The 13,963-nt window shown below is 33.0% G+C and carries 14 protein-coding genes and 1 pseudogene; 5 read left to right on the top strand and 10 right to left on the bottom strand.

Features of this window, described 5'->3' with window-relative positions; translation table 11 throughout:
- Window positions 1-57: 57 nt before the first annotated feature.
- Complete coding sequence (locus M3L71_RS04735) at window positions 58-1,395, bottom strand: alanine/glycine:cation symporter family protein (protein WP_280144141.1); 1,338 nt, start codon at window positions 1,393-1,395, stop codon at window positions 58-60.
- Window positions 1,396-2,087: 692 nt separating this feature from the next.
- On the opposite strand from M3L71_RS04735, the gene M3L71_RS04740 reads away from it, so the two are divergent.
- Window positions 2,088-2,819, top strand: a complete 732-nt coding sequence (locus tag M3L71_RS04740) for a hypothetical protein (protein WP_280143239.1) — start codon at window positions 2,088-2,090, stop codon at window positions 2,817-2,819.
- 305 nt (window positions 2,820-3,124) lie between these two features.
- Here the strand turns inward: M3L71_RS04740 and M3L71_RS04745 are convergent, their stop codons facing one another.
- The 3 genes from M3L71_RS04745 to M3L71_RS04755 all read right to left on the bottom strand — a co-directional run bounded on the left by M3L71_RS04745 (window position 3,125) and on the right by M3L71_RS04755 (window position 5,955).
- Entirely contained in the window at window positions 3,125-3,577 is a 453-nt protein-coding gene (locus tag M3L71_RS04745) for a protein-disulfide reductase DsbD domain-containing protein (protein WP_280143240.1), read from the bottom strand.
- Window positions 3,578-3,916: 339 nt separating this feature from the next.
- On the bottom strand, window positions 3,917-5,575 hold the full coding sequence (gene groL / locus M3L71_RS04750; protein ID WP_280143241.1) for a chaperonin GroEL: 1,659 nt from the start codon (window positions 5,573-5,575) through the stop codon (window positions 3,917-3,919).
- An 89-nt stretch (window positions 5,576-5,664) separates the two neighbouring features.
- Window positions 5,665-5,955, bottom strand: a complete 291-nt coding sequence (locus tag M3L71_RS04755; RefSeq protein ID WP_007302813.1) for a co-chaperone GroES — start codon at window positions 5,953-5,955, stop codon at window positions 5,665-5,667.
- A gap of 112 nt (window positions 5,956-6,067) precedes the next feature.
- On the opposite strand from M3L71_RS04755, the gene ygfZ reads away from it, so the two are divergent.
- Window positions 6,068-6,865, top strand: a complete 798-nt coding sequence (gene ygfZ, locus M3L71_RS04760) for a CAF17-like 4Fe-4S cluster assembly/insertion protein YgfZ (RefSeq protein WP_280143242.1) — start codon at window positions 6,068-6,070, stop codon at window positions 6,863-6,865.
- A gap of 885 nt (window positions 6,866-7,750) precedes the next feature.
- Here the strand turns inward: ygfZ and M3L71_RS04765 are convergent.
- The 3 genes from M3L71_RS04765 to M3L71_RS04775 form a co-directional block, all read right to left on the bottom strand.
- Window positions 7,751-7,978 carry a hypothetical protein gene (locus M3L71_RS04765; protein ID WP_280143243.1) on the bottom strand — a complete coding sequence of 76 codons (228 nt, stop codon included), beginning with the start codon at window positions 7,976-7,978 and terminating at the stop codon, window positions 7,751-7,753.
- A gap of 4 nt (window positions 7,979-7,982) precedes the next feature.
- The gene (locus M3L71_RS04770) at window positions 7,983-8,255 is read right to left on the bottom strand and encodes an ankyrin repeat domain-containing protein (protein ID WP_264683355.1); all 273 of its coding nucleotides are present in this window, start codon (window positions 8,253-8,255) and stop codon (window positions 7,983-7,985) included.
- A 131-nt stretch (window positions 8,256-8,386) separates the two neighbouring features.
- The gene (locus tag M3L71_RS04775; protein ID WP_280143244.1) at window positions 8,387-9,376 is read right to left on the bottom strand and encodes a ribonucleotide-diphosphate reductase subunit beta; all 990 of its coding nucleotides are present in this window, start codon (window positions 9,374-9,376) and stop codon (window positions 8,387-8,389) included.
- Between the two features lie 129 nt (window positions 9,377-9,505).
- Between M3L71_RS04775 and M3L71_RS04780 the strand changes: the two genes are divergently transcribed.
- Together M3L71_RS04780 and M3L71_RS04785 are read left to right on the top strand one after the other, a co-directional pair.
- Window positions 9,506-9,844, top strand: coding sequence for an outer membrane protein assembly factor BamE (locus M3L71_RS04780; protein ID WP_349292692.1), 339 nt, complete (start codon window positions 9,506-9,508; stop codon window positions 9,842-9,844).
- Window positions 9,845-9,936: 92 nt separating this feature from the next.
- Window positions 9,937-10,796: pseudogene (locus tag M3L71_RS04785) on the top strand (IS630 family transposase).
- Window positions 10,797-10,847: 51 nt separating this feature from the next.
- Here the strand turns inward: M3L71_RS04785 and M3L71_RS04790 are convergent.
- The gene (locus M3L71_RS04790) at window positions 10,848-11,375 is read right to left on the bottom strand and encodes a hypothetical protein (protein WP_280143246.1); all 528 of its coding nucleotides are present in this window, start codon (window positions 11,373-11,375) and stop codon (window positions 10,848-10,850) included.
- Window positions 11,376-11,571: 196 nt separating this feature from the next.
- On the opposite strand from M3L71_RS04790, the gene recO reads away from it, so the two are divergent.
- Window positions 11,572-12,300: a DNA repair protein RecO gene (recO, locus tag M3L71_RS04795; protein ID WP_280143247.1), complete on the top strand. Its 729-nt coding sequence runs from the start codon at window positions 11,572-11,574 to the stop codon at window positions 12,298-12,300.
- A 22-nt stretch (window positions 12,301-12,322) separates the two neighbouring features.
- Here recO and M3L71_RS04800 read toward each other — a convergent pair whose 3' ends face one another.
- Window positions 12,323-13,699, bottom strand: a complete 1,377-nt coding sequence (locus M3L71_RS04800) for a PleD family two-component system response regulator (protein WP_280143248.1) — start codon at window positions 13,697-13,699, stop codon at window positions 12,323-12,325.
- Window positions 13,671-13,961 (bottom strand): Sec-independent protein translocase subunit TatB, encoded by a 291-nt coding sequence (gene tatB / locus M3L71_RS04805; protein ID WP_280143249.1) that lies wholly within the window; start codon window positions 13,959-13,961, stop codon window positions 13,671-13,673. Before tatB ends, M3L71_RS04800 begins: the two co-directional genes overlap by 29 nt.
- Window positions 13,962-13,963 lie beyond the last annotated feature (2 nt).

The raw sequence follows: 13,963 nt of genomic DNA on the forward strand, positions 1-13,963 counted from the left end.
TGATGAAGTTCATGAAAGGCTGGATTCCAGACTGGGATGACAACTTAAAATATTGCTTTAGCTCTGTTTTTGCAACTTCAAGTATTTGCTACTCATAGTAAATACTTCTGGATCTTGAGAAGTGAGCTTGAGTATAGCAAGTATGTTAATAAAAAGCAAAGCAGCAATCGAGATATCAGCTATATCCCAGAGTAACTTAACTCCACCAATTGCACCAAATGGAATGATTAAGGTAAAAACTACAGTCCAGATTTTGGTGTATTTATTATCCATAGATACATAGCGTATTGTTTGTTTTGAACAAAAAAACCAAGTAAAGATAGTAGTAAAGGCAAAACAAAACATTATAGCCATAATTAAATAGTCAGTATAGGGCCAATTCATAGCTTTTCTAAAAGCAAATATGCACATGTTAGTGCTCTCCAAATCAGTAATCCAAGAATCTGTGACAAGCAGTACCATTGTTGTAATGAATACTATGAGTGCAACTATAAAAGGAGATATTATTGTGATTAGACTCTGTTCAATGATAAATTTATTGTTATTTTTTTTAGGAGTAATCGAGGAGTGTACAATTCCTTCGAGGCCAAGTCCTATATCTGTTGCAAAAATACCTCGCAGAGTTCCTACTTGAATAATAGTCAATATTTCTAAAATTAAACCTAAAGATAAGCCAGAGTTAAAGCTACTAGTTATAAAAAAATTGCTTGTTATTAGTTTTAGAGAAGGAAGAATATTTTCACTAAACTTAAATAATATGATACCGCAAAGTGTGAGGTAACTTACCGTCATTATCGGTATCATAGCCGATATAAAAATTTTAATTTTTTTTAAGCTGAGAGCTGCAACAACAAAAAATATTATGGCCATTACAATGCCGCCAATGACTACAGGTATATCTACCATGCTTAGTGGTATTGATAGAGAATTTACCTGAACAAGGTTACCAACTGTTATTGAAACCATCATCATAATAACTAGAAACACAACTGTAGCTTTTCTAGAGTTAAATGCATCAGCCATGTAGGCTACAGGTCCACCTATAAAACGTCCATTTCTTTCTTTTCTGGTTTTTATACTTAGGTAACAAGTAACATATTTTATCACAGAAGTAACAACAATAATTATTGCCATCCATAAAATGGATCCCGGTCCTCCGGTTTTTAGAGCAACAGCAGTTCCTGAAATATTTCCTACTCCTAAATTTCCCCCTAAGATTGTAAACAGAGCAGCTATAGAAGAAAATTTATTTTCTCCTCTTTTAGCTCCAATAAATGAAAGGGCATACGGTAGTCTAAATATCTGCAACCATTTTAGTTTAACCGATAGGTAAACAGCAGCAACTAGTATGAGTAGTATTGTTGGCAGTAATAAAACAAACTTTACTGTATCCATCTGTAAAAGAGAGATTTTTACTTGAGTATATAGCAAAAGTTGAAAAATACCTAACCTATTTTCTATGTATGACTTCGGTTCCATTATTCTAGCACCTCTTATCTTGTCATACCAATCACAACTGTATGAACATTGTAATATGGTACAATGTTAAAACAATGTCATTCCAGACTGGAATCCAGAAAATGAACAATGGATCCTAGTTTTAGCTACTCGGATGATAAGAAAAGGATACTTGAATGACAAGAACGGGGACACTAGAAAGAAATGGGTGTCATTCCAGTGCTTGACACTGGGATGGCTTTGTTGCACACTCAAGAGAAAAGAACTGGCAGTTACTGACAAAATTCATTATAGAATAGCCATTTAACCATTGAAGAAAAAATATGCCACAGCAAATGAAAGTCAGTAAATGCAATGAATATAACAAATTTCTCCAAGAAAGAGGAAATATTTTTCATTTAGGTAAGGTGTTGATAAGAAGTTTAAGCTACAAGAGCATTAAATACACTGATGAAGTACAGAGAATATCTAAATCACATATTGAAGCAACCTTCAACAAGTGTAGATGGAGCACAAGCACAATCTTTAGCAGGTGAAAAGAAACAAAACTATAGTTTTTGTTATTGTTTAGTGTTGACTTAGAAGGTCAACACTAATATACCTCTATATAATTTAATGTGTGCAGCTATATGTTAGATAATCCTAAAGGTCTAATTAAAACTGACCTGAATCAAAATACAAATGAAAATTTTTATTTACGTGCAAAGGATAAGTTCTTTAAAAATGTAAGCCCAGGTAGCAAAATATCTATAGATTCTGAAGATAAGAACGAAGAAGTTAGTATTGATTATGATGAAGTGTGGTTTAAACACTTTTCTACTGTGGTTCCTAGTGAAGAAGGACAGGAAAAGTATAGATATGAAGTTAATGGCAGATATGAATACAAATATGCTAATAAGTACGATAGCAAAAATATTGTAGGCAAAATTGCTAACAACATTGCACAAGATGTAAAGGAAAGTATAAAAGACAATACTTTAGAATATATAGGAATTAAAGAAAGTAGAAAGAAAGGTAAGATTAAGCCTGCACTCAGAATTATGCTTGGCGATTCTACAAAATCAATAAATGTGGTTGATGTTTTAAATAGTGATCTATGCAGAAAATATGGTGTAGATGGAATTACATTATTACTGCCTAGTAAAAGCAAGTGTGAAACAAGGGGAATACGCTGCAGAGTTGATGAGAATGGAGTAAGAATTTATGAAGTAGCTAATGGCTCATATTATATGAATTTAAATTGGTATTTTGAGGGGAAAGAGTGTAAAATGAAAATTAGCATTAGCGATAATGGTTCTGTAGAGTTTATTGAAAGCAATGGTGTTACTTGGGATCAATTAGCTGCACATATAAAGAAGTAAAAGTAGGAAGACAATATGAAGCGAAGCCTTTATATGAAGCATTGTCATATTTAAAGCGAGAAGGCTCTGAAGTAATAAAAGGATTTTATCCTTCAACAAGTGTGGAAAGCATACAAATTACTACAGGAGTTAATAAGCAAGCAGCTCTTTCAAAGTTATAATTTTCGTTGTTGATTGAAATGAAGCCTTTTGGGGACCAAAAGGCTTCATGATCGAAATTTTTGGAAAGATCTTTATTGGAAAATTCAGGGACAGGAATAACATTTTTAAGCTATCGTATAACTATCACTTGCTCGCTGGGAGCTCTATTTTTCATACCACTCATTTATGAGTTTATTGATATCAGAATCTATAAAATCCTTTAGTGGTTGACTGGTTTTTATCTCGGCATTTTTATGGATACACCTATCTTTACATATTGCGTACTTTATATGAAAGTTAATATCAGCGTATTCCTGATTTGGAATGATATTGTTTTTAAAGGGAAATAACACCATATCTTCATATATGTTACTAACAAATGTAACTTCCCCAACTTTATCTTCATGTTCCTTGGGAGTAGGACAATGAATATCTATATTTGATATGTTACCCTGACAGTCAAAGGAAGTAGGAAGGCCGAAATCTCCAGGGTCTTTGTAATATATATGCCAACCTGGTTTTATTGTAACCTTTATTGCGCCTTCAATGGTAAGGTTTGCTTTATTTACCTTACCAATGAGCAGATCAAATTTTGCAACTTCTTCTTCAGCGCACAATTGAGTGCAAGAAAAAAAGTAAAAGTAGGATTGAGTATATACGTATTTTCATAAATACTCTATTTATGAAGAAAATAATTTAAGTTCTATCTATTATAATAAAAATATTATATAAATCATTTGTTAATATAATATTATGCTAATACAAATATAGTAGCAATTATAACTTTCATATATTATTTTTTTATTTTTAAGCAGTTATAATATTAAAGGGACGTAACAAATATAAATAGTAGTGGCTTTGCATAGAAAATCACAAATTTATTTCCTTTATAAATGTAAGACTTTTTAGAACTAGAAAGATACCTTGGAGCAAGTTGCTCCAAGGCTCTTGTTTACTTAGAATCCACCCATTCCGCCCATTGCTCCTGCACCCATAGGTGATGAAGCATTTTCTTCTTTGTTTGGTAGATCAACTATCATAGATTCAGTAGTAATAAGTGCGCTTGCTACAGACACTGCCGTTTCAAAAGCAATACGAACTACTTTTGCCGGATCAATTACACCAGCTGTTGATGCATTAGCGTAGTTCATAGCCTCAACGTTGTATATAAGCTCTTTATCATTCTGCTTAATCAAATAGTCAATTATAACAGCAGATTCAAGACCAGCATTTTTAACCAATCTTTTGATTGGAGCACTGAGAACTTTTTTGACAATGTTGATACCTATTTGCTCTTCATCGCTTGAAGCTTTTAGCTTATCAAGAGAAGATGCAGCATAAAGAAGCGCAACTCCTCCACCTGGAACTATCCCTTCTTCAATTGCAGCTCTTGTTGCATGCAGAGCATCTTCGACTCTATCTCTACGCTCTTTAACTTCCACTTCAGTTGCTCCACCAACTTTGAGCACAGCAACGCCGCCTGATAATTTCGCTAAACGCTCTCTCAGCTTTTCTTTATCATAATCAGAGGTTGAAGTTTCAATCTGAGATTTAATCTGGTTAACTCTAGCATCTACTCTGTTTTTTTTATCAGAGTCGCTGTCTTCACTAACAATTGTAGTATTGTCTTTAGTGATTTTAACATTTTTGGCAGTACCAAGATCTTCAAGAGTCAAATCTTCCATCTTGATTCCAAGCTCATCTTTTATTACATACTTAGCACCTGTTAAAGCTGCTATGTCTTCGAGCATCTCCTTTCTCCTATCACCAAAACCTGGAGCTTTTACTGCAGCAACTTTTAGACCACGTAATTTGTTGATCACTAAAGTGCTTAATGCTTCACCTTCAACATCTTCTGCAATGATAAACAAAGGTTTACCAGACTTAAAAATAGCCTCAAGAATAGGAAGTAAAGGTTGAATAATATTAAGTTTTTTTTCTGTAATCAGCAAATATGGATCATCAAGCTCCACGCTCATCTTTTCATTATTTGTAACAAAGTATGGAGAGAGATAACCACGGTCAAACTGCATACCAGTTGTAAGTTCAACTTCTAATTCTTTTGAACCCTTACTCTCTTCAACAGTGATGACGCCTTCTTTTCCAACCTTTTTAACAGCATCAGCAATGCTATTACCAATATCTTTATCACCATTTGCAGAAATTATTGCAACTTGTGCAACTTCATCCATTTTCTCTAAAGAAATTGTGCGAGACATTGATGTAATCTCCTTTAATATCACATCTTTTGCCTTCTGTATTCCATTTTTGATACAAATACGATCATTTCCAGCTGCAATTGACTTTGAAGCTTCCATTATCATATTGCTAGTCAGTATTGAGCATGTTGTGGTACCATCACCAACTTTGTCATTACACTGAGAAGCACTTTGAGCAATGGTGCTTACTATCGCAGAGTGTAATGGTTTTTCAGGCTTTATACCTTTCATTACCTTATAGCCATCCTTTGTGACCTCTGGTCCACCATATGGCTTGCTAATTCCTACTGTATTTCCCCTAGGCCCTGCAGTTGCTCCCACCGTTGAGTCAACCATTGCTGCAACTTCACGAAAGGCTTCTTGCAACTGTTCGCCTGATACTACTATGTTAGCCATTTTTATCACTCCTTAAATTAATAAAAAATTTAGAATATTAAAATACATAATGCACTATATAGCGCATTAGTTTAGTAAAATAGGAATACCTACTTGATAACAGCAAGTAGGTCTGACTCCTTCATCACGACATACTTTTCATTATCATGCTCTACTTCTGTCCCAGCCCACTGCCTGTAGAAAACCTTATCACCAGTTTTTACAGTTAAAGCTATACGCTCTCCGCTTGAGTTGCGTGAACCACTACCAATTGCTATAACTTCACCTTTAGTAGGCTTCTTTTCAGCACTTGATGGTAGTACAATTCCACCTTGTTTTTCTTCAGTAATAGGCTTTATTAGCACGTTATCATCTAATACATTCAAATTTACACTTGACATTTATGTTTCCTCATTAATAGATTAACCTACAATTCTATGTAGTCATCTAAGGGTTACATTTCAAGGGTTGGAGTTAGTAAAAGTGTATAATTAAGGTTTGAACAGAAGTTTTATGGGTTACATACCGCTAGCAAACCGTAGTCTAATATCTTTATACGGACCAGATACGAGAGATTTTCTTCAGGGTGTTATAACAAATGATATTAATAAACTAAGTAGCCAGCAGGCAATTTACTCTTTATTACTCAACCCTCAGGGAAAATATCTGTACGATTTTTTCCTCATTGAGCATGATAAATATATTTATTTGGAGTGTGAAAATGCCCATCTACAGCAAATAATTGAAAAATTAGACTTGCTCAAAACTTACCTTAGAGTGAGGATTAAAGACATTAGTTCACTATATAAGGTTGGAGTTTTGTTTGATGCTAAGTTGGCAAAGTGTAGTAGTAAGTCACAAGTTATTTTTCAAGATCCAAGGCACAAGCTGCTAGGAATGAGGATCATACATAAAGATGAAATAAAAGAACCGGTTGGAGATTTTATTCAGTATGAAAAAGTTAGAATTAAAAACCTTGTCCCAGATGGAGCAAAAGATATGGTGCAAAATTCATCATTTCCTCTGCAATATGTAATCGATAAGATAAATGGTATAAGCTTTAATAAAGGGTGCTATATAGGTCAGGAAGTTGTAAATCGAATGAGCAGACAAGAAAGATTCAGAAGGAAACTTTACCTTGTTGAGGGAAAAAATGTACTTCCAAATATTGGCACTAAAGTAATCAGTGAACATAATGAAGAAGTAGGAGAACTACGCTCTAGTGTCGACAATATTGGACTTGCATTGCTTGATACTGGAAAAAGCCACGCAAATTTATATGTCGGTGGAGTTAGCATTAAGACGTTATAAAATATCTATTCGGGTAAAAGCCCCTTTTTCTTGTTTAAGTTATTCACAGAATTGTTAATAACTAAGTTGATAACCTAGTAGAGTATATAATTTTACATTTCTGAGTACTTTGGAGATCTATAATAAATATGATCTCCAAATACTAATATATATATAATTGAGAACAAAAAAACTGTGGATAAATTTGAAAAAGATCAAAAAAGACATCAAAAAGAGTATGAAAAGAGTATGATTAGATTGAAATATTTACAGAAAAACTTACTCAATTGATAAATATCTTAACACTTTTTTGATAAAAGACAATATAGAGGGTCGTATTGGAGCTAAAAGATAAAATTTTTAAGTGCTTTTGAAGTGATACTTTAGGTATTTTAAAAGTAATACTTTTAAAGTATCAATTGAACATTTTTGAGCATTAATCTGGAGGTTCAACAGGCACTTTTTTATGCTGTTTGAGAAGAGCAAAAATTGCATTTTCTCTTGCTGAAAGCTTGTTTTTCTTATATTTTCCATAATATACATTATGTAATTTTCGATACTAATAAAAATATCTGCCAATCTTTTAAACAACAACCTATCGAACCTCCGGATTAGTACTTAAAAGGAACTATTAAAGTACCTCTTTAAGATTAAGTTCCTACTTTCAAAATACTTAAAATTCTAACCTTTAGCTCCAATACGACCCTCTATATTGTCTTTTATCAAAAAAGTGTTAAGATATTTATCAATTGAGTAAGTTTTTCTGTAAATATTTCAATCTAATCATACTCTTTTTGATGTCTTTTTTGATCTTTTTCAAAGTTATCCACAGTTTTTTTATTCTCAATTATATATAAAAAATTTGGAGAAAAGAGGAAGAAGTCTCTTCTTCCTTTTTTTACTTAACTACACTACCATACTTGCCGCTGTACTAGCTTTTTGTTCTGCGTCAACGCTATCTAGCTTCTCACTAGGAACCATTGCATATGTAATACCAAAAACAACAAACCCTATTGCTATAGCAACAGCTGCGCCAATAAAAGCCGATATTAGTAATGAAAGACCAGCAGCAGCAAAAAGTCCATTACCAACTCCCACTCCAGCCGTAATACCAACAATAGCACCAAATTTCATTGCTTTATTGCTTGTATTTATCTTCTGCCTTTTTTAAAAGCTGCTTTGATTCATCACGGGCATGTTTTCTTGCAGTCATTCCATAATGATCCTTTATAAAAAGATTAGCACCTGCATCTAGTAAAATTTGTGTTACCTCTTTGTCATGACTATTGTGCAAAGGAGTTTTTCCGAAAGAATCTCGTGCATTAACATTAGCACCTTTGTCTAATAGATATCGTATTAACTTCTTCTTCTCCTCCTCTAAGCAATCAAAATCTCCAACTATTACATGCAATAATGTAACTTTATATCTATACTCTCTTTTCTCTAAGCTAAATAGATGATTTATGTCAAATTCTTCCTCCTTCCACCTTTGATATGTATCGCAAGCTTCCGTTGAAACGATAAAAAAGGTTGAAGTTACTGCTATTCACTTTTTGTATAGTTTTTAGCAAAAGCTTCCTCCCAAGTGCCTTGAGTTGCTGCACGGCTATACTCTGTTACTGTATTTTCAAAGAAATTTGTATGTTCCACGCCATTTAGTATTTCATCAAGCCACGGAATAGGGTTATCTTTAACATTATATATAGATTTAAGACCTAATTGCGTTAACCTTCTGTTTGCTATGTAACGTATATAATTGCGCACTTCCTCTGCAGATAGCCCTTCAACATCTCCTAAATCAAAAGCAAGACTTATAAATTCATCTTCAAGTTCAACAATAGTGCGACATGCAGAATATAATTCTTCTTTGAACTCGTCATTCCAAATTTCATTATTCTCTTTAATAAACGTATTGAACAAATTGATAATTGAATTGGTATGCAAGGTTTCGTCACGTGCTGACCAAGCAATTATTTGCCCCATACCTTTCATTTTTCCAAACCGTTGAAAATTGAGCAAAATTGCAAATGATGCAAATAACTGCAATCCTTCAGTGAAGGCACCAAATACTGCTAAAGTTTTAGCAACATGTTTTTTATCGTGCTTTTTACTTTCCTCAAATTCTAACATGTATTCATACTTCTTTCTCATAGCATCATATTTTAAGAATGCTTGATATTCACTTTCTGGCATGCCAATCGTATCTAGAAGGTATGAATAGGCTGCAATGTGTATAGTCTCCATATTGGAAAAGCTTGCAAGCATCATACATATTTCTGTTGGCTTAAATATATTTGAATAATGCCTCATATAGCAATTATTTACTTCAATATCTGCTTGAGTAAAAAACCTAAAAATCTGGGTCAATAAATTTTTCTCTACATTAGAAAGTTTAGTTTTCCAATCTTTCACATCATCAGCAAGAGGAACTTCTTCAGGTATCCAGTGTATCCTTTGTTGCTGCAACCATGCATCATATGCCCAAGGATAATTAAAAGGCTTGTATATTGGATCTGCTTCTAGCAATGACATAAGGTACCTAATTATTTTGAAGTAAATATTATATTAAATGATATTGAGAATCAGTCAATTTAACTTTTTTGAAATTTGACGACAGATAGTTTATCAGTGTATTATGATTTCAAATAACTAATTGATAAAATGCGGGTATTAATATTTTCTGTTTTACTGTTTTCAGTAGGCTGCATGCACACTATCTATAATCACGGAGTTCCTGGCATTAATCTTGAACTGTGGAGCAAAATAAAAGTAGGTGATGATAGAGAAAAAGTGGTTCATACTTTAGGATTGCCAACATTAGTATCAAAGTTAGACGAAAATGTTTGGTACTATGTCTCATATAAAATTAAACAAGCTAACTTCTTGGGAAAAAGGAAGTACAGTAGTAAGTCTCTGCAAATTTCGTTTAATCATAATGACGAAGTTACAGATATAAGAGAAATCAACGTTGCAGAAAGGTCTTTAGCTGTTGTTGATTGAAAATTTGCTGATCTATTTTTCATCACAAGTATAGCTCTTTTCATAATGGTCCAAACGGTTTAAAATAAGAGTTTATAGTAGTGAAGGTAAGTATGCCAGCAGCATATAGTTATGATTTAAGAAAAAAAGCAATGGAGGTACTAGACGAAGGGGAAAGCAGAGAAACGGTAGCAGCAAGATTTAAAATTGGAAGAACTACATTATGGGAGTGGCAGCAAAGAAAAAAAAGAAACAGGAGATTTTCAGTCGAAAAAACTTGGAAATGGAGGTTATAATCATAAAATTACCGACTGGAATAAATTTACTGAATTTGCCAAAAAAACATGGTGGAAAAACTCTATCGGAAATGGCTAAGCTTTGGAGTAATGTTAGTATCCCAACGATTCATCTAGCTCTTAAAAAATTGGACTCACACGCAAAAAAGACATATGGATACAAAGAAAGGAATGAAGAAAAACGTGCTGAATTTTTGAAAATTATAGCAACGAAAGAACCTCAAAACTTAGTATATATAGATGAATCTGGTATTGATAATACCGAAGACTATCCCTATGGATATTCTCAGAAAGGACAGCGATTTTATGCCCTAAAATCTGGAAAGAAAACTCAACGAATTAGCATGATTGCAGCTCTAAATAGTAGAAAAATAGTTGTTCCGTTAACATTTGAGGGCCATTGTAATATGGATATCTTTAATAAATGGTTTGAGCAGTTTTTGACACCTATTTTGGAACCTGGACAAACTGTTATCCTTGATAATGCTACTTTTCATAAGTCTAATAAGATTACTGAACTTGCTAAAGAAGTTGGTGCTGAAATTTTGTATCTTCCTACGTATTCCCCAGATTTCAATAAAATTGAGCATCATTGGTTTGCTATAAAAAATAGAGCTAGGAAAAACATCCCTCTATTCACATCTTTTCGTCATGCTGTTGATTCTGCTTTTCTATGAACTTTCCGGACTATTATGAAAAGAGCTATAACTAATTCAGGTAACGTAAATTCACCTATTTAGAATAAAATCTAACGTTACTTCGCGCCAAATGTGATGATGCTCAGCAGGTAAGCCAATTAACGGGCTACATTTATACACTGCACGCATTGCATTATCTGCTGCTGATCTAAAAAGAGGATTATTTTGATAAGAACTGCTATCTGCTACGTTGGCTACAACGATCTCGCCTTTACTGGATAATAATAAGTTAATTTTTATACTAAAATTTTCTTTATAAACTATGCCCTCAGGAATGCTCCAACACTCTGTCAGTTTATCCCTTATAGAATTAATAATTTCTGTTACAGCCAATTCATCATCTTTGTTCTCAATATTTTTCTTATCTCTTATTTCATTTTTCACCTCTTTGATGTCTTCTCTTAGTTTTCTTTCTACACCCTTTTTTCTTTTGGGAATAGGAATACCCTCATCAATTTCCTGTATTTCAATAATTTGCCTCGGTTGTACTAACTCAACTAATTCTTTTTTTCTTTGTGGTATATGAATAACTGATGAATCATTCGTTTGGGCTTTCATTGAAAAAAGCAAAAAACAACATAGAGACAAAAGAAGAATATAATTAAAATAGAGAGGGCGCATATGTTAAGAAGCTTGTTTTACTGGTTTAAAGCTAATATTGCACATAAAGTCAATATATTTCAGTTGACTTAAACTCAAATTTGCTACACTAATTTTATTATCTCTATAATATCATATGGTCAATATACTCTAAATGAGATGGAAAGATGAAGGTGTTATTATAGCTGTTAAAAAATACGGTGATAAAAATTTAATTCTTTCTCTATTTACAAAAAATCATGGAAAGTGCAGAGGATTAACTAGGTTAACAAACAATAGCAATTATAAGTTTCAAATAAGTAATCTATTACATGCAGAATGGAGTGCTAAGCTACCTGAAAATCTAGGTTTTTTAAAGTGCGAATTGATTGAATCTCCATTTCATCATTTCTTTCAAGATAGGTTAAAAAGCATTGCTATTGTTTCTTTCTCGTCTATATTAGAAAAAGTGCTTCCAGAAAGTGAATCCTGCATCAAGTTGTATGATAATTTTAGACACTTCATCGATGTAATAAAACATAATAGCCAGTTTTGGCAAAGTCATTACCTTAACTTAGAGCTTCTGCTTCTTACGCAACTTGGATTTAAGTTAGACCTATCAAAATGTGCTGTAACAGGTGTGAAAGAAAATCTACAATTTATTTCTCCAAAAACTGGTAGAGCAGTGTCAAAAAAAGTAGGTGACTGTTATGCAGATAAATTACTACCTTTTCCACAGATGTTGCATGATGTATACAATAACAACCTACAAAATAGCTACTCATATCAAGAATTCAGACTAGGGTTAAAAATTACAGGGTATTTTTTAAATAAATATCTATTTCTGCAGTTAAATGCGAAATTTCCGGAGTTGAGAAATTTTATGATATCATTTGAATCTTAGTTACTACTTATTTAAAAGAACTTCAACCAGTAACCACTCTATTTCTACCACTGTTTTTTGCTTTATATAAATATTTGTCAGCACGTACTATAAATTTTTTAACATCATCAAGGTCAGATCTTTTCATTGCTGAAACTCCAATGCTCACAGTTACATTATGGGTTGTATTTTTATCCACAAGTATAAAAGGTTCTTTGGCAATAATTTTCCTTATTCTCTCTGCAATAGTATACGCATCTGATACATTGGTATCTGGCATTACAACAACAAATTCCTCACCACCAAACCTAGCTAATAAATCTGTCACTCTGATATTTTCAGAAATTCTTTTCTGTATTTCCTTTAAAAGTTCATCTCCAGCATTATGCCCAAAGTTATCATTCACCATCTTAAAATAATCTATATCAAGTATCATAAGAGATAAACTTCTATCTTTTTCCACAGAATCCTTAACAATATTTCTTAAGTGTGCATCAAAATATCTTCTATTATAACAGTTAGTTAATGGATCCTTTATAGACATTTCCACATTATTAAATAAATTCATTCTCAAGGCATCTTGATACCTTTTGCGTTTCACTTGCAAATTAACCCTAGCTATTAATTCACTCTCATCTAAAGGTACTGTTAAATAATCATTAGCACCTACATCAAGTGCCTTTACTAAATTGCTTTTATCATAATCTTCAGAAAGGATCAGAATTGGTGTATAACGTGTTTCTACTTTACTACGAAACTTAGAACACAACCGTAGGCCGTCAGTTTTTGAAAACTGCATGTCAGAAATAATCAGGTCGTAATTATCCTTAATACCGACCTTTAATGCTTCTTTTGGATCGTGCAGTATTTTAATTGATCTGAAGCGTTGCTTTAGAACATTGTGTATCTGCTCTGCTTGAAAGGTGTCCTCATCTACAACAAGTATGTTAGCATCAAAAATCTGATTAGAATAATCCATAATACTGCTTTCTGCTACTCCACCAATCTCAGCATTAGTTTCTCCTCTCAAGCACAACTCATCTATTATCATCTTTAAGCGCACAAGAGACTTAATTCTTGCAGATAAAGCAGTTTCATCTATCGGCTTAGTTAGAAAGTCATCCGCACCAGCATTAATTCCTTCCACTCTATCATGAGTGTCATGCAGCGCAGTTACCATAATTATTGGAATATAAGTCGTTAAGGGATCATTCTTTAGCTTCTTACAAACCTCAAAACCACTCATTTTTGGCATCATGACATCAAGTAAGATAATATCTGGCTGATGTTCCGCTACTAAATCTATCGCCTCCTCGCCATCATAAGCTACAATAACTGTATAGTACTCTGCTTTTAGCTGAGCCTCCAAAAGCTTAACATTAGATGGTATATCATCTACTACTAGGATTTTTGCTGTCATTTTTTGTACTATCTACATTGTAAGTAGGATAAAGCTTGCCATCTTCACCAATTATGTAATTGACTTTTTCAACGTTATGCTCTTCATATAATTCTTTAATTCCGGTATCCTTCAACAATTTCCTAACTCTTGATTTTACAACCCAGAAATACCTATATATATTTTTAATAAGACTAAGAAATACAGGTACTTTACTTTTATCAAGAACAATTATACTCACTAAAGCTACAACTAAAATTTCTGAAAGACCTATATTAAACATTT

It is taken from the genome of Wolbachia endosymbiont of Frankliniella intonsa (assembly GCF_029856955.1).
Taxonomy (GTDB): Bacteria; Pseudomonadota; Alphaproteobacteria; order Rickettsiales; family Anaplasmataceae; genus Wolbachia.